We start from the raw sequence: 21,017 nt of genomic DNA on the forward strand, positions 1-21,017 counted from the left end.
CATGGAGAACCTTCTTTCCGCAGAGAAACTGGAGCTCGCGTACGACGAGCGCAAGGTGGTGGATTCCCTTTCGCTGACCCTGCCCGCGGGCAAGATCACCATCATCGTGGGCGCGAACGCCTGCGGGAAGTCCACGCTGCTGCGCGGGCTGGCCCGGCTGCTCAAGCCGTCCGGCGGCACGGTCTACCTCAACGGCAAGGACATCCACTCGGTGCCCAGCCGCCAGGTGGCCCGGACCCTGGGCCTGCTTCCGCAGACCCCCACGGCACCGGAGGGCATTACCGTGGCGGATCTGGTGGGCCGCGGCCGCTACCCGCACCAGGGCTGGTTCCGGCAGTGGAGCGCCGACGACGACGCCGCCGTCGCCGCCGCGCTGGCCGCCACGGACACCGTGGACCTGGCGGCACGGAACGTGGACGAACTTTCCGGCGGACAGCGCCAGCGGGTCTGGATTGCCATGGCCCTGGCGCAGGAAACGGACATCCTGCTGCTGGACGAGCCCACCACCTTCCTGGACGTCACCCACCAGATTGAAGTGCTGGACCTGATTACCGACCTGAACCGGCGCGCCGGCACCACGGTGGCCATTGTGCTGCATGACCTGAACCTGGCCGCCCGCTACGCGGACCACCTGGTGGCCATGAAGGACGGCCGGATTGCCGCCGAAGGAGCCCCCGCAGATGTGGTGAGCGAGGACCTGGTCAGCACCGTCTTCGGCCTGTCCTCCCGCGTGATTCCGGACCCGGTGTCCGGCACGCCCATGGTGGTTCCCCTGGGCCGCCACCACAGTGCGGCACCGGAGCCGGAACCGGAGGCGGAGCCGGAACCGGAACCGGAACCGTCGCAGGGGTATATGCCCAACCCGGCGGACCGCCGCCCCACCGAACGCCTGGAGGCAGCATCATGACCCATGGTTCCACCAACGGGGCCACGGCTGCCTCGGCTGTGCCGGCTGACGCGGCTGTGCCTGCCGGTACCGCACCCGTCCGGCCGCGCCGGGCACGCACTGCCGGGGCGGTAATGTCCTTCGACGTCGAGGTGAAGCGGATTGTCCGGCTGGGGGCCAACTTCCAGCGCATCACCTTCGCAGGGGCCTGCTTGTCCGACTTCGGCATCTCCGGTGAAACCCATGACCTGCGGATCAAGGTGATTGTGCCCTGCGTGGACGCCGAAGGCACCTCGCTGCCGCTGCCGGACCTGTCTGAGCTATCGGCCGGCTGGTACCAGGACTGGCTGAAGCTGAACCCGGCCACCCGCGGCTGCATGCGTACCTACACCGTCCGCGGTGCCCGCTGCACCGGCCCGGAGCCGGAGATCGACGTGGACTTCGTGCTGCATTTCGACGAAGACGGCAATGGCGGGCCGGCCTCCAGCTGGGCCGCTGCCGCGCAGCCCGGCGACCGGGTATGCATCATCGGCCCCAACGCGGCCCAGTGCGTGACCGCCGAAGCCTACGGCGGCATTGAATGGCGCCCGGGGATGGCCCGGCATGTGCTGCTGGCCGGCGATGAAACCGCCGTCCCGGCCATCACCGCCATCCTGGAATCCCTGCCCGAAGATGTCACCGGCCACGCCCTGATGGAAATCCCTTCCACCGCTGACCGCCAGCCGGTCCGCACCGCTTCCGGGGTGCAGATGATCTGGCTGGCCCGGGGTAACCGGCCCCACGGTGAACTGCTCGACGCCGCGGTGCGGCAGACCGTGGCACTGCCGGGCTGGGCCTCGGTGGAAACCGCTGACGGCGTGCCGTTCCGCCAGCGGCCGGCGCTGTCGGAACCGGAGGAAATCAACGTGGACGAGGCAATCCTGTGGGAGACCCCGCAGCGCCTGGACCCGGCCGCCGTGCAGGCCACCCCCAATCCACACGCCCCTTCCGGTGCCCTGCCCTTCTATGCCTGGATTGCCGGCGAGGCGGCCGTGGTCCGCGGACTGCGCCGCTACCTGGTCCGCGACGTCGGCATTGACCGCAAGCAGGTGGCCTTTATGGGCTACTGGCGCAAGGGACGCGCCGAGTCCTAGCCCTGCCGGCGGACCCGCCGGCCCGCTCCACCCCGTTTTTAGCTTTACCGGCCCGCCGTTCGGCGGGCCGGACTTCTGAGAGGACAAAACATGAAACGTGCCCCCAAGGCCGCCCTGCTGGCGGTTCCCGCGCTCCTGCTCGGTTTGAGCGGCTGCGGTGCCGAGGCTTCGGACTCGAGCCCGGCCGAAGAATCCGGTACGGCGTCCGCGCAGTTCCCGGTGACGGTGGAATCCGCGCTGGGCGAGGCCGTCATCGAAAAGAAGCCCGAACGCGTGGTGACCATCGGCTGGGGATCCGCAGACACCGCCGTCGCGCTGGGCACCACCCCCGTAGGCGTGGAAGAAGTCACCTGGGGCAATGACGAGCACGGCAACTACCCGTGGGTCACCGAAGCCATCGAGGAACGGGGCGACGACATCCCTGCCACCTTCACCGGCGGCACCGACATCGACATTGATGCGATCGTGGCGCTGGAACCGGACCTGATCCTGGCCCCGAACTCGGGCATCACGCAGGAGGACTTCGACATCCTCAATGACCTGGCGCCCACGGTTGCCTACCCCGAAAAGGCCTGGAACATCGACTGGGATGACCAGATTTCGGTGATCGGGAAGGCGCTGGGCGAGCCGGAGGCCGCAGAGGAAGCGGTAGCCGGTATCAAGACGTCCCTGGCCGACAGCGCCGCGGAGCACCCCGAATTTGCCGGCAAGACCTTCGCCTATGTGTGGGGCGGCGGCGCACCCGGTTCCCTGGTGCTGTACAACGAGGGTGACGCGCGCGTGGACATGCTCACCGCTCTGGGCATGACCGTGGCGCCCGAGGTGAAGGACATTCCCTCGAGCGAAGGCAGCTTCACCTCCGAGCTGGGACTGGAAAACGCCGAGAAGCTCAACAACGTGGACGTGCTGTTCACCTGGTACAACGATGACGCCGAGCAGCAGCGCACCGAGGAACAGCGGCTGTTCGCCTCGATTCCCGCCGTGGAACGCGACTCCGTGGTCCGCAACCTGGACCGCCAGGTAGGCATGGGCTCCAGCTTCCTCACCCCGCTGAGCGTCCCGTGGGTCCTGGATCGGTTCGAACCGATGATCGAAGAAGCAGTTGCCAAGGTCGGCTGATTCGCTTCCGCCTGGGGTCCGGGCGGAAGCCGCGGACCCCGCAGCGGCCGGTGCATCAGCACCGGCCGCTCCCGGCGCTCCGGCGGGGCCCGCACCGGCCCGGCGGGCGTCCGTTGGCGCGGGCCGCGGGGCGGTGCTGCTTTGTGCGGGTGCAGCCCTCCTGGTCCTGGCCGTGGGAACCAGCCTGGCAGTGGGAGCACATCAGCTGAGTCCCGGCGAGGTGGCTGCCTCCCTGTGGACCGAGCTCACCGGCACCGGCAGCACCTACGCGGATGACGTGGTGGCCAGCCGGATCCCGCGCACCGTCCTGGGCATCATGGCCGGTGCAGCACTGGCCGTGGCCGGGGTGATCATGCAGGGCCTGACACGCAATCCGCTGGCGGACCCGGGCATCCTGGGCGTTAACGCCGGTGCCGCCGCGGCCATGGTCACCGGCATGGCGTTCTTCGGGGCCGGCGCGGCCGGCGCCAATGTATGGCTGGCCCTGCCCGGCGCGCTGCTTACCGTCGTCGTGGTGTACGGCCTGTCCTCGGGCCGGCGGGGTTCGACCCCGGTGCGCCTGGTGCTGGCCGGCACGGTGGTGTCCGCGGTGCTGATGTCCTACATCCAGGCCGTTGCCCTGACGCGTCCGGACGTTTTCGCCATGTACCGGTTCTGGGCCGTCGGGTCCCTCAGCGGCCGCACCCTGGAGCAGGCCCAAGACGTCCTGCCGTTCTTCCTCGTGGGACTGGCCGCGGCCCTGGCAACCGGCCGGTCACTGAACGCGCTGGCGCTGGGGGAGGAAGCGGCGGCGTCGCTGGGCCTGCATCCCCAGGCAGCCAAGATCACCGGCGCCCTGGCCGCCACACTGCTGTGCGCCTCCGCAACCGCCGCCGTCGGACCCATCGGGTTTGTCGGCCTGGCCGTGCCGCACATAGTGCGCAGCTTCGCGGGCCCGGACCACCGCTGGCTGTTGGTCCTGAGCGCCCTCACCGGCCCGGCACTGCTGCTGTTCGCCGATGTCCTGGGCCGCCTGGCGGCGCAGCCCGGGGAACTGCTCACCGGCGTCGTGACCGCCCTGCTCGGTGCACCGCTGCTGATCCTGGCCGTGCGCCGGATGCGGGCCGTCGCATGAGCGCCCGGACGCGGGTCGCACCCGCTGCGGCCCGTCGGTCCAGTGTGGTGCCCCCCGGCGGCACGCGTACCCTCCGGCTGGGCTCGAAGCTGAGTATCCGGTACCGCCGGCGCAGCCTGTTCCTATCCGTTCTCCTGGCCGTGGCCGTGCTGCTGGTGGGTGCGTTCACTTTGACCGCCGGGAAACTGGGACTGTCCTGGACCGAGCTGCTGGCCCTGGCCGTGTCACCGCCGGAAGGCAGCGGCGCCTTTGTCCTGGAACGTTTGCGCGGGCCCCGATTCCTGACCGCCGTGGGCGCCGGAATGGCGCTGGGCGTGGCAGGTTCCCTCTTCCAGACTGTCACCCGCAATCCCCTGGGCAGTCCTGAGGTGGTTGGCCTGACCAGCGGCGCTGCCGCCGGCGCCGCAGCCACCGCCCTGTGGCCCGGCTACGTGCCCGTCCCCGTGGCGGCGATCCTGGGCGGCGGACTGGCCGTGGCCCTGGTCTGGCTGAGCACCGGACGGGGCTTTGCCCGGCCCGGGAAAATGATTGTGGCCGGCATCGGCATTTCCGCCGTCGCTTCCGCGCTGACTTCGCTGGCGATGACGACCCTGGGCGAGCAGCAGGCCCAGACGCTGGCGTTCTACCTCAACGGATCCCTGGCATCCCGGTCCTGGTCCCACGTTGCCACCATCGGGATTGCCGTGGCCGTGGTGCTGCCCGCGGCTGCAGCCCTGCAGCGCCGCCTGAACCTGGTTGCCCTTGGCGATGAGCTGGCCGAATCCCTCGGCGTCCGGGTGGACCGGACCCGGACGGTGGCCGTGCTGCTGGCCGTGGTACTCGCCGCTACCGCCGTCAGCGTCTGCGGGCCGGTGGCCTTTGTGGCCCTGGTGGCCCCGCAGATTGCGCTGCGGCTGCTGGGGACTTCCTCGCCCGGCGTCGTTGCCCCCGCCCTGGTGGGTGCCCTGGTGCTGACGTTGTCCGATTTCACCGTGCAGCAGATCGACGTCGGCCCGGCCCTGCCCGTGGGGATTTTCACCGCGGGCCTGGGCAGCCTCTACTTGGGCTGGCTTTTGTGGACCGAAGCCCGGAAAGGCTTGTTCTGAGGAGAATCCTCCTCATCCAGGCCCCAATCCTCCTCATCCGCCAGGGGCTCCGGGTACTCCGCCGGCAGCGCCAGCTCGGAATACCCTGCCGGCAGCGGCTTCAGTTCCAGCGGTGCGTGCGGCAAGGGCAGCGGATCCGCCTTTGCGTTGTCGCGCACATAGGCGTCCCACTTGGAAAGTTCACCCAGCAGGAGCCGGACCTGCCGGCTGGCTTCTCCCCAGTTCAAGGTGCCCTTGGGGTGTTCCGCGGCAACCCGCACCAGCGTTCCGCCGTCAGGGCCGGGCGCGGACATCACGAACAAAGGTTCGCTCGCCAGCACCGTGCGGTTCCGGGCTCGCGTAAAGACGCCTCCGGGTACCTCCTGGATCCCGCGGTAATACGATCCAACCGCGCCAAAAACGGTGTCCAGCAGTTCGGCGAACTGTGCAGGGGAGCGGTTGACCAATACCTGGTGGTCAGCCCTCCGGCCCTGCAGCCGGATGCCGGCGGCCCGTGCGGCGCGCCGGTTGTTCAGCACATAACCACAGGTCCACAGCGTCAGGACCACGATCACCGCAACCACGGCCGGACCGAACCGGGGAGCGTTGCAGTAGGACAGGACGAGCCAGGCTGCAGCAAAGGTGCCGGCGCTGACGAAGAACAGGTGATGCGGCCGCATGAGTATCCCCCGGATGGTTCGGCCCGCCGTCGACGGCAGGCACTTGCGCTAGTGATGCTAATCCATCTGCAACCGGTCCGTGACGGCGGACACAGGAGCAGGGGCACCGGTCACGCAGGAATTTGGGATTGCCCACATATTGTCGAATGGGCTCACCGCCCTTCCTAGAATCGAAATATGGCCGGTGTAGAAGGCACACCAGGCCCGATGCATAGACAGGGACCCGGACAAGGGTCCGGTGCATGAAGAGTCCTTGACCAATACTCACGCTGAGGTGATTGTTGACCGAGCACTTTTTTGAACCCGCACAGGCATATGAAACCGTCTCCGGCCGGATCCTGCTCCGCACCATGCATAACGTCCGGGACCGGGCCCGCGACCTGGTGGAACGGCGCCCCCGGGGAGCGCACGCGGCCACCCGCAAGCCCCGCGACCTGCGTATCCAGGCGAAGGACTGGATCCACGAGCACGACACCCCGGCGAACCGGACCGGAGCGCTGGGGGTTGCCGCCACCGTCGTTATTGCCGGCCTGGTAGGCGGGGCGGCAGGCTCCGCCGAACCGGAGCTGCAGCTGGAACGGCAGGCAGTGGTTGCGTCGCTGAGCGCTGAAGCCGCGGCTGCGACACCGGCGGCACCTGAGTCCGGAACCGGCCCGGCCGCCCCGGCGGCGCAGGCCGGGCCCGCAGGCGGGGGCACGGAAGCAGTTTCCGTGCCCGTCCCGCAGGGACCGGTGGCTCCGCTGGACGACGCCCCCGTCACGTCTCCATTCGGCTACCGCGAGAATCCGCTGGCGCCGGGTGCCCTGGAGTTCCACACCGGCACCGACTTCGGTGCGGGCACCGGCACTCCGGTGAAGGCTTCTGCCGCCGGCACCGTGGTGGAAGCGGGCTGGCACACCACCGGCGGCGGCGGGCTGCGGATCGTCATTGACCACGGAGACGGCCTGCAGACCACCTACAACCACCTCAACAGCATTGACGTTGGAGTGGGCCAGACCGTCGAAGCGGGGCAGGTCATTGCCGGCGTGGGCAGCACCGGCAACTCCACCGGCCCGCACCTCCACTTCGAGGTGCTGCGCCACGGAGCCTACGAAGACCCGATGGGCTGGCTGTAGCCGGGGCGGGCTACGGCACCGGGTTGCTCAGGACTGCCGGATCCTTCTTGCCGTACGGCATCCGGATGCGCAGGGCATTCGACTCCGTTTCGAACAGGATGTGCGTGGCGCTGCCGAGGTGGTCCCCGTCCATCTCGAAGTCCAAGGGGGACTCGGCCCACACCTCCGCGCGCTTGCACTGGTAGTACTCCACGGCGGTGCTGCTGCCCTTGCCGCGGCGCAGCAGTCCCGTCACTACACCGAACCAGCCCAGCTTGCCCTTCGGAGCCAGGGTCAGGATGTCCAGCAGGCCGTCATCGAGGCGGGCGCCGGGGAAAATTTCCAGTCCGCCGGTGATCTTGCCGCAGTTGCCGCCCATCACGCTGCGCAGCCGGCGCTGGATCGGCTTGCCGCCGTCAATCGAGATGGTGGTCTTCACCGGTTTGCCGGGCAGGTTGCGGATGCCGGCATCCACGTAGGCCAGCCAGCCGATCTTGTCCTTGAGGGCGTCCTTGGTGTCCGCCATCATGCCGGCGTCGTAGCCCAGTCCGGCCATCACCAGGAACGTGTCGCTGTCCACGTTCTCGTCAACGGTCACGTGCACGACGTCGATGCGCCGCTCGGTGCCGTTCAGGGCGGCGCGGACCGCCTGCTCGGGATCGTCGACGCCGATGTCGAGGTTCCGTGCCAGCAGGTTGCCGGTGCCCAGCGGCAGCAGTCCCATGGGGAAGGTGGTGCCGGCCAGTTCGGCAGCCACGCAGCGGACGGTGCCGTCGCCGCCGGCGGCGATGACCAGGTCCACGCCGGCCTCCATCGCCTTGCGGGTCATGGAATGCCCCGGGTCCTCCGCCTCGGTGTCGAAGAACAGCGGTTCCTCCCAGCCTTCGTCCGCGCAGATCTCGGCCACGCGGACGCGCACGTCGAAGTCCGTTTTCTTGATGGGGTTCACAATGACAGCGGCGCGCTGGCGCTTCTGTGGTTCCTGGCTGGTCATGGTGTCCTTATCGTAAGCATGCGAACTGTTCCGCTCCGAGTCTAGCCCGGGGGTGTGGTGAAAGGGCCCGGGTCCGAGCTTGTAACCTGTGGTGGTGAACTTTACGCAACGATATGTGGCCCTGGGGGATTCGTTTACGGAAGGTGTGGGGGATGAGGATGAAACCCGCCCCAACGGTGTGCGGGGCTGGGCGGACCGGGTTGCCGAACAGCTGGTGCTTGCCGACAGCTCCTGGGGGTACGCGAACCTGGCAATCCGGGGCAAAAAGCTGCACCAGGTCCTGAACGAGCAGGTGGATGCGGCTATTGCCATGTCTCCCACCTTGGTCACCATCTACGCCGGCGGCAATGACATCCTGCGCCCGAAGGTGGACATTGACGCCATCGTGGCTGCCTACGAAGGAGGCATCGCGAAGCTGCGCTCCAGCGGCGCAGCGGTGATGGTCTTCACTGGGTTCGACTCGGGCAGCGCACCGGTCATCGGCCGGACCCGGGGGCGCACAGCCGTGTACAACGAGCTGGTGCGGGAAATCGTGGAGAAGAACGAGGCCGTGCTGGTGGACTACTGGCGGATGCGGGAGCTCCAGGACGAACGCTACTGGGCGGTGGACCGGATCCACATGTCTCCCGCCGGTCATATGCTCACCGCCAAGAAGGTCCTGGAAGTGCTGCGCGGAACCGACGCAATCGACGTGCCGGAACTGGAGAACCTGCCCTCCCGCAACCGGGTGGAACAGCTGCGCCGGGACGCCCAGTGGGCTCGTGTTTACCTTGGCCCCTGGGTGAGCCGCAGACTGCGCGGCGTCTCCTCCGGAGACAACCTCACTGCCCGTTATCCAGAGCTGACACACCCACCGCTGCCTGCCTGAACCGGCGGTTATGGGCCAAATCACATAACTGAAGATAAGTCCCCTGTTTATTGGGCTGAATCGCCTTCCCTGCCGCGTAAAACCGGCGGAATCCGCCCCTTCGATTCGGTGTGGCCAGGAGATTTTCCTAAACTTGTAGGTCTGCCCGGCCCTATTTGGCGCCGGGCGGCTGCTTCTGTTCCCAGCAGCTGACTTCATCGAGGGAAGGCCGACATGTCGAAAGATGCACCGCCCCACATTTCCGGAACCCCGGAATCATCCGCCAAGGCAAGGGCCCGCAAGCTGCGGATACCACCGCTGAGGCGGCGCAGGCTGGAGTTTGACGACGTCAACGTGGTCGACAAGGCCATGATGAAAAAGGCAGTGGGCGGAACCGTCGTCGGCAACACCATGGAGTGGTTCGACGTCGGCGTATACGGCTACCTCGCCGTCACCATGGGTGCCGTCTTCCTGTCCGACGCAGACAAGGATGCGCAGCTGCTCTTCAGCCTGGGTGTCTTCGCGGCCACCTTCATTGCCCGCCCGCTGGGCGGCGTCGTGTTCGGGCGCCTTGGTGACCGCATTGGCCGGCAGAAGACCCTGGCCATGACGCTGATCATGATGGCCGCGTCCACGTTCATCATCGGCCTGCTGCCCAGCTACGACACCATCGGCATCTGGGCTCCGATCCTGCTGGTGCTGATGAAGCTGCTGCAGGGCTTCTCTACCGGCGGTGAGTATGCCGGTGCCACCACCTTCGTTTCGGAATACGCCTCCGACAAGCGGCGGGGTTTCCTGGCCAGCATCCTGGACCTTGGCAGTTACATGGGCTTTGCCCTGGGTGCCGCCGTCGTTTCGGTGATGCAGCTGCTGCTCTCCGAGTCCGACATGGTGGGCTGGGGTTGGCGCATTCCCTTCCTTATTGCGGGACCGCTGGGTGCCTTCGCCATCTACTTCCGGCTGAAAATCGAAGAATCCCCGGCTTTCCAGGCCACGCTGGACGCCCAGGAAGCCAGCGCTAAGGCCGGTGACGAAACCGAGTCGCTGGGCACCATGGGAATCTTCCGCGCCTACTGGCGTCCGATTGTGTTGGCTATGGTCCTCGTGGCCGCCGTCAACTCGGTGGGCTACGCACTTACGTCCTACATGCCGTCCTACCTGACTGATTCCAAGGGCTACGATCCGATCCACGGCACCCTGCTGACCATTCCCGTCCTGGTGGTTATGGCCCTGTGCATTCCGCTCGCCGGCAAGCTGTCGGACCGGATCGGCCGCCGCCCCGTGCTGTGGATCGGTGCCGGATCCACCATCGTGCTGGCTGTTCCTGCCTTTATGCTGATTGGCCAGGGTCCGGTTGCCACTACGCTGCTGGGCCTGCTGCTGCTCGCCGTCCCGGTGACCTTCTATGTGGGCAACCTGGCCGCCACGCTGCCTTCCCTGTTCCAGACCTCCAGCCGGTACGGCGCCATGGGCATCTCCTACAACGTTGCCACCGCCGTCTTCGGCGGTACCGCTCCGCTGATCATGCAGGGCCTGATCGCCCTCACGGACAATGACATGTCCCCGGCGTACTGGCTGATGTTCACCTCAGTGGCCGGCGCCATTGCGGTGATCTTCATGAAGGAATCCGCGCAGCGGCCCATGCCGGGGTCCATGCCCAGCGTGGACACTGAGGCCGAGGCATACGAGCTGGTAGCCGGGCAGGATGAGAACCCCAATCTGGACGTTGACTCGCTGCCCTTTGAGACACTCGGCACGGAGCGTGACGGCGACGGCGCGGCAACTGCAGAACCCGCGGGCCGCTAGCTGGCACAGCAGTAACAGCAGTAACAGCAGCACCCCGGCTGGCGGGGCGCCCCCCCGCCCGCGCCCCCCCCCCCCCGGGGTGGGCCCCTGCCGGCCGCCCGCGTCGCGCCGGCCCGGCAGCACTGGTTTAACGCCCCGGATTGCGCCGGTGGTAGGAGCGGGGGAAGAAGCCTGAGATGATTGAAAGGTAAACCATTGACGAGAGGACAGCCGGCATGACCGAAAACAGCCCCCGCTGGCTCAGCCCCCAGGAGCGGCAGGCCTGGCTTGCCCTGTATGCCGTTTCCAGCCTGCTGCCCGCCACCCTCGACGCCGATCTTTTCCGCCGTGCCCGGCTGACCCTCTTCGATTACCACGTCCTGGCCATGGTCTCCGAGTCCGAGCAACGCTGCCTGCCCATGAGCGAACTGGCTGCCCGCTCCAACGCGTCCCTGTCCCGGCTGTCGCACGTGGTCAAGAAACTCGAGCAGCGCGGCTGGATGTCCCGCTCGCCGTCGCCCGACGATGCCCGGGTGACCACTGCGTCGCTGACCGATGAGGGGATGGCCGCGCTCAAGGCACTGGCGCCGGACCACGTGGAATCGGTCCGCAGCGTGGTCTTTGACGGGCTCACCGAGCAGGACGTAGAGGACCTGGAGCGGGTAGGCAAGAAGATCCTCACGCGGATTAATCCCGGCAACGGCATCCTGGGCCCCTGCCAGCGGCCCTAGTCAGTTCCGCTTGTGCCGTGCCCGCGCGGGGTTGTTAGCGTGGAAAGTACCGAACACGGCACGACGAGAGGCACAAAAGCATGCGCGTACCCCGAATCCTGACCGTAATCCTGGCCGGCGGCACCGGCGGCCGGCTGGGGAGCCTGACCGGACACCGGGCAAAACCGGCCATGCCGGTGGCCGGCTCCTACAGCCTGATCGACATTTCCCTTTCCAACGTGCACAACAGCGGCTTCGGCGACGTGTGGATTGTGGAGCAGTGCAAACCCCAGTCACTTAATGACCAGCTGGCCAGCGGCCGGCCCTGGGACCTGGACCGTACCAACGGCGGACTGCGGGTGCTGCCGCCGTTCCAGGGCGGCGAGGGCGAAGGGTTCGCCCAGGGCAACGCGGACGCCCTGTACCGGCAGGCGGACTACATGCGTGAATTCGATCCGGACCTGGTCCTGGTCCTCAGCGCCGACCACCTGTACCGGCTGGATTACCGCGAGGTTGTAGACACCCACCAGGAGAGCGGGGCGGCGCTGACCGTCGTCACCACTTTGGCCAACGACAATCCCGGAGACCACGGGGTGGTGGAGGTATCGGACGGGACGGTCACCGGATTCGAGTACAAGCCCGAGGACCCCAAGTCGGATCTGGTGGCTGCGGAGATCTTCCTCTATGACGCCGATGTGCTCCTGGATGCCCTGGACGAGCTGGTGCGTCGGGACGGGCAGCTCGAAGACTACGGGGACCAGCTCATTCCCTACCTGGTGGAAAACGCCAAGGTGGTGGAGCACCGGCTGCCGGGCTACTGGCGGGATATGGGCACCCCGCGCAGCTACCACCAGGCACACATGGACCTGATTGACGGACGCGGACTGGATTTCGATGACCAGCAGTGGCCAATGCTCTCCGCCAGCCCCCGCCGGCTGCCCGGTTTTGCAGGCCCGGTTGCCCGGGTCGAGAGCAGCCTCCTGGCCCCCGGGTCCCGGGTGGAAGGGTCGGTGCGGCGCAGCGTGCTCAGCGCCGGCGCAGTGGTGGAAGCCGGGGCGGAAGTCGACTCCTGCGTCCTGCTGGAGGATGTGGTGGTCCGCTCCGGCGCCCGTATCGCCAACCTGGTGGTGGACTCCGGAACGGTGATCGGCCAGGGACGCAAACTCGACGGCGCGGAGCAGGATCCGGAAAACGGCGTGGCAGTGGTGGGACGGGATTCAAAGGTCGATCCGCCGTCGTCGTGATACCCGGCACCCGGGAGCGCTGCGAGTTTGAACGAAACGCCCGTTGGCCCTAGGATGGAGAGGCGTTAAGTCGTGCGTATGTTAATCTGCCTGCCCCGCGCGGGCGGAGGAGTATTTGCGCGGCCACCCGTATAAACCTAGAATTGAGGGCTGTCGAGCCGGGTTTCCCCGTTCGGCTACCTGAACTTCACCGTCTTCCCCGCGGCGAGGCACTTCGGCTGGATCTCACCCCGCCAGGTCAACCTCCGGAAAGTCGCAGTAATAACGGTGTCAAAACTGGTGGCGGGACGCTCTTTATGGCAGGTGCTTAGGCGCTTTGGCCTTGTGTCTGTTTTTTGAGGACCGTCATATTTACTACAACTGGAGGAGAGATCATGGCAGCTTACTGCCAGGTAACCGGAGCCATCCCCGGCTTTGGTCACAGCATTTCGCACTCGCACCGCCGCAACAAGCGTCGGTTCGACCCGAATATTCAGAAGAAGCGCTACTGGGTTCCGTCCCTGCGCCGCAACGTGACGCTGCAGGTTTCTGCACGCGGCATCAAGACGATTGACATCCGCGGCATCGACGCTGTTGTTACCGACCTGATCGCGAAGGGTGTGAAGCTGTAGTGGCTAAGGATAAGGACGTACGTCCGATCATCAAGCTGAAGTCCACTGCGGGCACCGGCTACACCTACGTAACTCGCAAGAACCGTCGCAACGATCCGGATCGTATGGTTCTGAAGAAGTACGATCCCAAGATCCGCCAGCACGTCGAATTCCGTGAGGAGCGCTAAGAATGGCAAAGAAGTCCAAGATTGCCCGCAACGAGCAGCGCAAGGTCGTTGTTGAGCGCTACGCTGCAAAGCGCCTCGAACTGAAGAAGACCCTGGTAGACGAAAACGCTACCGACGAAGCCCGCGAAGCTGCACGCCTCGGCCTGCAGAAGCTCCCGCGCAACGCTTCCCCGGTCCGCCTTCGCAACCGTGACCAGATTGACGGCCGCCCCCGCGGTACCCTCCAGAAGTTCGGTATCTCGCGTGTGCGTTTCCGCAACATGGCCCACGCAGGCGAACTGCCGGGCATCAAGAAGTCCAGCTGGTAAGCACTGCGTTACCGCCAAAAAGGGCGGCCCCTTGAAGGGGTCGCCCTTTTTGCTGTTAATTGGGCTTCAGGGCCGCGCTGTACCAGCTGGGGCGCGGGACGGTATCACGCAGGAGGCCGGGGACGCGAGTTGGTGGTCCGGCCAGCCGAAATTGGCCTTTTTCGGCTCGAAAAACCGGAAAAATCCGCTGAATGCAGGGGTTTTTGCCGGAGTTGGGGGTCCAAGCTGGTAAGTTTTCGAACAGCGGCGGTTTCGCATCCGCGTTTCCGCACGAAATACCCCAGAGTCCAGGAGGACATAAATTGGCTATGAACCGCAGTGAACTTGTTGCCGCAGTTGCAGAAAAGTCCGGCAACAGCCAGACCGCAGTCAACGGCGTGCTGGATGCCGTCTTCGACATCTTCGCAACCTCCGTTTCCAACGGCGAGAAGATCACCATCCCGGGCTGGCTCGCAGTTGAGCGCACCGACCGCGCTGCACGCACGGGCCGCAACCCGCAGACCGGCGAAACCATCCAGATCCCGGCAGGCCACAGCGTCAAGCTGACCGCCGGCTCCAAGCTGAAGGCCGCTGTCTCCAAGAAGTAGCATCCGCAGCGGCCTAAGCCGCAGCGTACAGAGGGCCGGCATCCATGATGCCGGCCCTCTCTGCGTCCGGGCGCACCGTGAGGGTGACAACAATGATTGGCCCTATTTTTACCGGGGGTAGAGAATGGGTACTGTGCCAAAATCTGCCAAAACCTCCACCGCCCGCTCTGCAGGCGCTGACCTGCGCCCGCAGCCGCGCACCGGGAATGATCCAAGCGCAGCGGACGGCGGGAACGCTGACGCTGGCGCGGTGCGGACCGGCTGGCTGGCGGCTGCCGGCGCCCTCGTTTTTATTGCCCTCGCCTCCGCGCTGCTCTTCACAGGCGCAGCCGGGGCTTCGCAGCTGGGGGACCCCGGTGCGCTGACCCGCTGGGCACTGCCAGCGGCCAAAGCGGTACAGAACATCTCCATGGCGGCGGTGATCGGCTCACTGCTGTTCGCAGTGGCTATTGTGCCCAAACACCTGAACTTCAAACGAACGCGCAAATCCGATACCGGCCAGGCCGCATCAGCCGAACCGGAGCATCCCGCGTTCACCCGCACACTGACGCTGGCCAGCGGAGCCGCCATTCTCTGGACCGTGTCCGCCCTGGCGGTCATGGTGTTCACGTACTCGGACGTTTCCGGCCTTCCGCTCAGCGCCGGCTCCGGGTACACCGACGGCTTGGCTTCCTTCCTCACGGACTTCTCCACCGGCCGGGCCTGGCTGGCGATCAGCATTATTGCCGCCGTCGTCACTGCACTGACGTTCGGCGTACGTTCCCTGGGCATGCTGGCCTTCACCCTGATCCTTGCCGTCGGCGCGCTGCTGCCCACCGCCCTGATTGGCCACTCGGCCGGCGGTGACGACCACAGCGCGGCTGTGAACTCCATTGGCCTGCACCTGCTGGGTGTGTGCCTCTGGATCGGCGGGATCATTGTGCTGGCCGTTGTTTCGCGGCAGCTCGGTTCCATCACCGGCGTCGTACTGACCCGGTTCTCCGCCTTGGCCGGCTTCGCCTTCGCACTGGTGTTCCTCTCCGGCGTCGTCAACGCCTCGCTGCGGATCACCTCGCTGGACCAGCTCGGCAGCCGGTGGGGCGCCCTGGTGCTAACCAAGGCTGCGCTGACCCTGCTGCTGGGCCTGCTGGGACTGATGCACCGCCGCTGGATCATTCCCCGCCTTGCCGGCTCCAACCCGGCACGCACGCCCGGTACCGCCGGAGCAACGGCCGTGGCCGGTTCCAAGGGGGACCTGTCCGCGCAGCGGGTGCTGTGGCAGCTGGTGGCCGTGGAACTGGCCATCATGGGCGCCGTGTCCGGCGTGGCGGTGGCCTTGGGCCGCACCGCACCCCCGCGCTCGGAAGAACTGCCCACGGACGCGTCGCCGGCACGCATCCTCACCGGATACGACCTGCCCCCGGAACTGACCTCGGAGCGGTACCTGACCGAATGGCGGCCGGACTGGTTGTGGGTGGCGATTATCCTCACCCTGGCCGTGACGTACCTGATTAGTGCGGTGAAACTGCGCCGCCGCGGAGACAAGTGGCCGGTGCTGCGCACCGCGTGCTGGCTTATTGGCCTGGTGGCCCTGGCCTACATCACCTCCGGGGCGCCTGCGGTCTACGGCATGGTCCTGTTCAGCACCCACATGCTGGGGCACATGGCCCTGACCATGGTGGTGCCCCTGTTCCTGGTGCTTGGTGCGCCGGTGACCCTGGCGCTCAAGACCCTGGCCCCGCGCCGGGACGGCACCCGCGGGATCCGGGAATGGATCCTGATCGGAGTGCACTCGCGCTACTCGAAGATCATCACCAACCCCATCTTCGCGGCCGTGAACTTTGCCGGGTCCATTGTGATCTTCTACTACTCGGACCTGTTCGGCTTCGCCCTGCGCGAGCACGTGGGCCACGAGCTGATGGTGCTGCACTTCCTGCTCACCGGCTACATCTTCATCCTGACCATGATTGGCATCGACCCGCTGCCCGCCCGGGCGCCGTACCCGCTGCGGCTGGTCATCCTGCTGGCCACCATGGCCTTCCACGCGTTCTTCGGCGTGGCAGTGATGGGCGGCACAGCGCTCATCCAGGCCTCCTACTTCGGCAACATGGCCCGGGAGTGGGGTTTGTCGGCACTGGCAGACCAGCAGCTGGGCGGGTCCCTGATGTGGGGCATCGGTGAAATCCCCACGCTTTTCGTCGCCATCGGGGTCGCTTACCAGTGGTCCAAGAGCGACGCACGGGAGACGCGGCGTTCCGACCGTGCGGCCGAGCGGAATAATGACGCCGACCTCACTGCTTACAACAACATGTTTGCAACACTGGCCCAGCATGATGCCAGGACCCAGGACCAAGGAGATCGTTAATGACTGAAACCGTGCGTGCCGGATACCGGGTGCGGGCCTCCGAGCTGGAGGGCCGGAACTGGCTGAACACCGGCGGCCGGCAGCTGAACCTGGAGGATCTGCGCGGCAAGATTGTGCTGCTGGATTTTTGGACCTTCTGCTGCATCAACTGCCTGCACGTGTTGGATGAGCTGCGGCCCCTCGAGGAGAAGTACTCGGACGTGCTGGTGACGGTGGGAGTCCACTCACCCAAGTTCGAGCACGAAGCGGACCCGGTGGCCCTGGCCGCGGCCGTCGAGCGCTATGACATCCACCACCCGGTCCTGGACGACCCCGAGCTGCTGACCTGGCAGGCCTACACCGCCCGCGCATGGCCCACACTCGTAGTTCTGGACCCCGAGGGCTACATCGTGGCGCACCTGTCCGGCGAGGGCCACGCAGCGGGCCTGGAATCGCTCGTAGCCGAGCTTGTGGCCGAGCATGAGGCCAAGGGGACGCTGCACCGCGGCGACGGTCCCTACGTGCCCGCAGAGCCCTCCGCCGGAGACCTGCGCTTCCCGGGCAAGGTAACCGCCCTGCCCGGCGGCACCTTCCTGGTGGCCGACACAGGCCACCACCGGCTGGTGGAGCTTGAAGCCGACCTGGCCACGGTCCGCCGCGTGATCGGCGAGGGCACCAAGGGATGGCGCGACGGCGACGCTGGCGCGGCACGCTTCAACGAGCCCCAGGGCGTGGCCCTGCTGCCCGCCGATGTGGCTGCGCAGGCCGGGTACGACGTCGTTGTGGCGGACACCGTGAACCACCGCCTGCGCGGGGTGAATATGGCAGCAGGAACGGTCACTACGCTGGCCGGCAACGGCGTGCAGCGGTTGCTGGACGCCGGGAACCAGTCCAAGGCCGGTGCCGCCGAGGCGGCCACCGCAGAGGACGCGGCTGGGGCAGGCAGTGTTCCGGCAGATGCTTCCGACCTGCTTGGCGCTGATCCGCTGAATGTTTCGCTGTCCTCTCCGTGGGACCTCGTCTGGTCCGCGAAGCTCGGCCGCCTGGTGGTGGCCATGGCCGGTACGCACCAGATTTTCAGTTTCGACCCCGCGACCGGCGAGGTAACCGTGCTGGCGGGCACCGGATTGGAAGGACTGCTCGACGGCGCAGCCAAGGAGGCCTGGTTCGCCCAGTCCTCCGGACTGGCCGAGGACGCCGACGGAAACATCTGGGTGGCCGACTCTGAAACCTCGGCCCTGCGCCGGCTGACGGTGGACGCCAACGGCAGCGTTCAGGTGGACACCGCCGTCGGCGCCGGCCTGTTCGACTTCGGGTTCCGCGACGGCGAGGCGTCCGAGGCCCGTTTGCAGCACCCGCTGGGCGTGGCGGTGCTGCCGGACGGTTCGGTGGCCCTGGCGGACACCTACAACGGCGCCGTGCGCCGCTATGATCCGGCCACGGGCACCGTCTCCACCCTGGCCCGGGGACTGGCCGAGCCGTCGGACGTCCTGGTGGACAGCAGTTCCACCGAGCCGCTGCTGATTGTGGTCGAAGCAAACCGGCACCAGCTGGTCCGCCTGCCCATCCCGAAGGACGCCCAGTCCGTGGACGAAGGTGCCCGCCAGACGCAGCGGCCCAAGACCGCCGTGGCTGCCGGCCCCCTGGCTCTGACCATCCGCTTCGCCGCCCCCAAGGGGCAGAAGCTGGATGACCGCTGGGGCGACCCCACGCAGCTGAAGATTTCCGCCTCCCCGGAGGAGCTGCTGGTCTCCGGCGGCGGCACGGCCACCGGCCTGACCCGCGAGATCGTGCTGTCGGACCAGGTGAGCGGGGGAGTCCTGCACATCACCGCCCGCGCGGCGGCATGCGACGGCGAGCCCGGCGGTGAAATCCCCGACCACGCTGCGTGCCACATGTACCAGCAGGACTGGGGAATCCCGGTTGAGGTGCAGGCCGACGGCGAGTCCGCGCTGGTCCTCGACCTGCGCGGCCTGGACTAAGTCAGTCCACCTGGGGGGTGACGGACACCTCTTCGCCGTCCACCCGCAGGGCCGCGTTGAAGGTGAAGCCCTCCTCGGCCACCAGCGGGCTCTTGGCTCCGGTGAAGAGGTCGATCTGGGTGGCCGTGACCCGGGCCGTGCCGGTCAGCGGGCTCAGGACCCAGCGGCCCTCGGTCTGCGTCAGCTTTACCTGGGGGTATTGCGCAATGCTCCACTTGATGGGCTGGTCCACCCGGTTGTTGGTCAAGTGGTAGAACGGACAGCCCGGGGGAGCCAGGCGGTCCGCGGCGGTGCACTCGTCCAGGAACGCGCGGATGCTGGTGTCCACCTTGGAGATCAGGTCCTTGGTGGCCTCGGGGGCCAGATTCAGCTGTTCCTCGGACTCCGCGGTCACCACCGTGTGCTGCTCGGGGGCCGCCAGATACGGGCTTTCATAGGAGGCCGCCACCCGCGAGAGGGGGAAAGCGGCAAACGTGTTCACGCCCTCGGGCAGCGTTACCCGTACACCGTTGAGGTTCGCTTCCCGCAGTGCGGGGGCATTGACCTGCACCGTGGGCAGGGCTGACGGGACAAACTCCCATGTGTCGAAGAACATCCAGTGTTTTCCGGCGTTCTCGAGGACAAACCCGGTGGTGCCCTCCGTGCCGTCGTACGCATAACGCACCGGAACCTGGACGCGGTCCTCGCCGAGGTCCTCGGGTTCGCCGACCTCCAGCACCTTCAGGCCCTTGACCGAGGCACGGAGTCCATCGTTGTCCAGCAGTGCGGCATTGGCCTCGGGGACCGAGGCGTGGAGGAGCCCCAGGGCCTGCCCGCCCTCGCCGTCGGCCACCGTCTGCAGATAGGCGCGGATTTGGTGTTCGGGGCCGTACGCCTTCGCGTTCACGAAGTAGACGGCGACGACGGCGGCCGCAATGGTGAGCATGAGGGCAAGCAGCCAACTGGCCACTGCCTTGATTACCGGTGATGTTCCCTGCACCGGTATTACGTTACCTGCCCGAGGCAGCGTTGGCCGGATCGGTTCCCCGGTCCGGCCAACGTGTCAGGCGCTGCCGCAGCGCTCTTATGCAGCCCTGCGGGGGCAGTGGGAGGTCAGGACGCGGCGGGAACGTCCTCGCGTGCTGCGGCAATCTCCTCGGCACGGGCGGCGTTGGCTTCCTCGGTCAGCTCCGCACCGGCGGCGGCATCCCGGGTGAGGTTTTCGCCCGTCTCGGGATCGAAGAGATGTACCTTGCGGGTGTCCAGCCACAGTTCGGCGTCGCGGCCGCCGCGGATCCTACTGGCGGCGTCGAGGGTGACCACCACCTGCGGCCGGAGCTCGTCGGCGTCCATGTCCCGCGCCAGGGCGTCCAGCAGTTCACGAACCTCGGGCGTGGGATCGAAGTGGATGTACCCGTACTGCTCATTGCCCAGCCACTCAGTGTGCGTGATGGGCGCGGTGAAGGTGGAGCCGTGCTCCAGTTTGTGTCCCTCCACAAGCGACGCATCCTCGAAGAACTCCGGGCGGATACCGACCAGGACAACCTTCTTGCCTGCTGCCTTGGCTGCCTTCTCTTCCGGAATACGGATATCGCCGACGGCGGTGCGCAGCACCCCGTTCTCCAGCGTGGCGGGCAGGAAGTTCATGGACGGGGAGCCGATGAACCCGGCCACAAAGAGGTTGATGGGCTGTTCGTAGAGTTCCCGCGGGGATGCCACCTGCTGCAGGATGCCCTTCTTCAGCACTGCCACCCGGTCCCCGAGGGTCATGGCCTCGGTCTGGTCGTGGGTCACATAGATGCTGGTTACGCCCAGCCGGCGCTGCATCTGGGAGATCTCCGAGCGCATCTGGCCGCGCAGTTTCGCGTCCAGGTTGGAAAGCGGCTCGTCGAACAGGAAGGCATCGGCCTGGCGGACAATGGCCCGTCCCATCGCCACCCGCTGCCGTTGCCCACCGGAGAGGTTGGCCGGCTTGCGGTCGAGGTGCTCGGTCAGTTCCAGGGTGGCGGCGGCATCGGTGACGAGCTTCTTCACCTGCTCGTCGTTGTACTTGCCCTTGTTCAGGCGCAGCGGGAACGCAATGTTTTCGTACACGGTCAGGTGCGGGTACAGGGCATAGTTCTGGAAGACCATGGCCAGGTTGCGGTCCCGCGGCGCCTTGTCGTTGACGCGCTGGCCGTTGATCAGCAGGTCGCCGGAGGTAATGTCTTCCAAGCCCACGATCATGCGCAGCAGGGTGGACTTGCCGCAGCCGGACGGGCCCACAAGGATGACGAACTCGCCGTCGGCAATATCCAGGCTGACGTCGTTGACGGCCGGGAAACCGTCGCCGTACTTCTTGACGAGGTGGTTAAGGGTAATAGATGCCATGGTTGGGATCCTTTTCTTTC

General features: G+C 66.8%; 20 protein-coding genes. 16 read left to right on the forward strand and 4 right to left on the reverse strand.

What is annotated here, in order from left to right; all coding sequences use genetic code 11:
* The first annotated feature begins 1 nt into the window (after position 1).
* The 5 genes from QNN98_RS03255 (at position 2) to QNN98_RS03275 (ending at position 5,337) form a co-directional block, all read left to right on the forward strand.
* Positions 2–907 carry an ABC transporter ATP-binding protein gene (locus QNN98_RS03255; RefSeq protein WP_283996265.1) on the forward strand — a complete coding sequence of 302 codons (906 nt, stop codon included), beginning with the start codon at positions 2–4 and terminating at the stop codon, positions 905–907.
* A gap of 113 nt (positions 908–1,020) precedes the next feature.
* On the forward strand, positions 1,021–2,019 hold the full coding sequence (locus tag QNN98_RS03260) for a siderophore-interacting protein (protein WP_227912402.1): 999 nt from the start codon (positions 1,021–1,023) through the stop codon (positions 2,017–2,019).
* 90 nt (positions 2,020–2,109) lie between these two features.
* Complete coding sequence (locus tag QNN98_RS03265; RefSeq protein ID WP_283996266.1) at positions 2,110–3,138, forward strand: iron-siderophore ABC transporter substrate-binding protein; 1,029 nt, start codon at positions 2,110–2,112, stop codon at positions 3,136–3,138.
* The gene (locus QNN98_RS03270; RefSeq protein WP_502864556.1) at positions 3,122–4,252 is read left to right on the forward strand and encodes a FecCD family ABC transporter permease; all 1,131 of its coding nucleotides are present in this window, start codon (positions 3,122–3,124) and stop codon (positions 4,250–4,252) included. The genes QNN98_RS03265 and QNN98_RS03270 overlap by 17 nt, the downstream gene beginning before the upstream one ends.
* Entirely contained in the window at positions 4,249–5,337 is a 1,089-nt protein-coding gene (locus QNN98_RS03275; protein ID WP_283996267.1) for a FecCD family ABC transporter permease, read from the forward strand. Before QNN98_RS03270 ends, QNN98_RS03275 begins: the two co-directional genes overlap by 4 nt.
* Here QNN98_RS03275 and QNN98_RS03280 read toward each other — a convergent pair.
* The gene (locus QNN98_RS03280; protein WP_283996268.1) at positions 5,289–5,996 is read right to left on the reverse strand and encodes a hypothetical protein; all 708 of its coding nucleotides are present in this window, start codon (positions 5,994–5,996) and stop codon (positions 5,289–5,291) included. The two genes, QNN98_RS03275 and QNN98_RS03280, sit on opposite strands and share 49 nt — an antisense overlap.
* 281 nt (positions 5,997–6,277) lie before the next feature.
* Between QNN98_RS03280 and QNN98_RS03285 the strand changes: the two genes are divergently transcribed.
* Positions 6,278–7,111 (forward strand): M23 family metallopeptidase, encoded by an 834-nt coding sequence (locus QNN98_RS03285; protein WP_283996269.1) that lies wholly within the window; start codon positions 6,278–6,280, stop codon positions 7,109–7,111.
* Between the two features lie 10 nt (positions 7,112–7,121).
* Here QNN98_RS03285 and QNN98_RS03290 read toward each other — a convergent pair whose 3' ends face one another.
* Positions 7,122–8,084, reverse strand: coding sequence for a diacylglycerol/lipid kinase family protein (locus QNN98_RS03290; RefSeq protein ID WP_227911794.1), 963 nt, complete (start codon positions 8,082–8,084; stop codon positions 7,122–7,124).
* A gap of 94 nt (positions 8,085–8,178) precedes the next feature.
* On the opposite strand from QNN98_RS03290, the gene QNN98_RS03295 reads away from it, so the two are divergent.
* The 10 genes from QNN98_RS03295 (at position 8,179) to QNN98_RS03340 (ending at position 18,648) form a co-directional block, all read left to right on the forward strand.
* Complete coding sequence (locus QNN98_RS03295) at positions 8,179–8,952, forward strand: SGNH/GDSL hydrolase family protein (RefSeq protein ID WP_227911793.1); 774 nt, start codon at positions 8,179–8,181, stop codon at positions 8,950–8,952.
* Positions 8,953–9,165: 213 nt separating this feature from the next.
* Positions 9,166–10,737, forward strand: a complete 1,572-nt coding sequence (locus tag QNN98_RS03300; protein ID WP_283996270.1) for an MFS transporter — start codon at positions 9,166–9,168, stop codon at positions 10,735–10,737.
* Between the two features lie 215 nt (positions 10,738–10,952).
* Entirely contained in the window at positions 10,953–11,447 is a 495-nt protein-coding gene (locus QNN98_RS03305; protein ID WP_227925498.1) for a MarR family winged helix-turn-helix transcriptional regulator, read from the forward strand.
* 80 nt (positions 11,448–11,527) lie between these two features.
* Entirely contained in the window at positions 11,528–12,670 is a 1,143-nt protein-coding gene (locus QNN98_RS03310; RefSeq protein WP_283996271.1) for a glucose-1-phosphate adenylyltransferase family protein, read from the forward strand.
* A 374-nt stretch (positions 12,671–13,044) separates the two neighbouring features.
* Positions 13,045–13,281: a 50S ribosomal protein L28 gene (gene rpmB / locus QNN98_RS03315; RefSeq protein WP_146360594.1), complete on the forward strand. Its 237-nt coding sequence runs from the start codon at positions 13,045–13,047 to the stop codon at positions 13,279–13,281.
* On the forward strand, positions 13,281–13,448 hold the full coding sequence (gene rpmG, locus QNN98_RS03320) for a 50S ribosomal protein L33 (protein WP_013602737.1): 168 nt from the start codon (positions 13,281–13,283) through the stop codon (positions 13,446–13,448). Before rpmB ends, rpmG begins: the two co-directional genes overlap by 1 nt.
* 2 nt (positions 13,449–13,450) lie before the next feature.
* A complete protein-coding gene (rpsN, locus tag QNN98_RS03325; protein WP_227902692.1) occupies positions 13,451–13,756 on the forward strand; it encodes a 30S ribosomal protein S14 in 306 nt (101 codons plus the stop codon).
* Positions 13,757–14,058: 302 nt separating this feature from the next.
* Entirely contained in the window at positions 14,059–14,343 is a 285-nt protein-coding gene (locus QNN98_RS03330) for an HU family DNA-binding protein (protein WP_269437355.1), read from the forward strand.
* A 124-nt stretch (positions 14,344–14,467) separates the two neighbouring features.
* Positions 14,468–16,687 (forward strand): bifunctional copper resistance protein CopD/cytochrome c oxidase assembly protein, encoded by a 2,220-nt coding sequence (locus QNN98_RS03335; RefSeq protein WP_502864558.1) that lies wholly within the window; start codon positions 14,468–14,470, stop codon positions 16,685–16,687.
* Entirely contained in the window at positions 16,687–18,648 is a 1,962-nt protein-coding gene (locus QNN98_RS03340) for an NHL domain-containing thioredoxin family protein (protein ID WP_283996272.1), read from the forward strand. Before QNN98_RS03335 ends, QNN98_RS03340 begins: the two co-directional genes overlap by 1 nt.
* A gap of 1 nt (position 18,649) precedes the next feature.
* On the opposite strand, the gene QNN98_RS03345 is transcribed toward QNN98_RS03340, so the two are convergent.
* Both QNN98_RS03345 and QNN98_RS03350 read right to left on the reverse strand, forming a co-directional pair.
* Positions 18,650–19,627 (reverse strand): hypothetical protein, encoded by a 978-nt coding sequence (locus tag QNN98_RS03345; protein ID WP_283996273.1) that lies wholly within the window; start codon positions 19,625–19,627, stop codon positions 18,650–18,652.
* A gap of 113 nt (positions 19,628–19,740) precedes the next feature.
* Positions 19,741–20,997 (reverse strand): ABC transporter ATP-binding protein, encoded by a 1,257-nt coding sequence (locus QNN98_RS03350; protein WP_283996274.1) that lies wholly within the window; start codon positions 20,995–20,997, stop codon positions 19,741–19,743.
* Positions 20,998–21,017: the final 20 nt, after the last annotated feature.

Origin of the sequence: Arthrobacter sp. zg-Y1143, from assembly GCF_030125565.1 — a bacterium.
Lineage (GTDB): Bacteria > Actinomycetota > Actinomycetes > Actinomycetales > Micrococcaceae > Arthrobacter_B.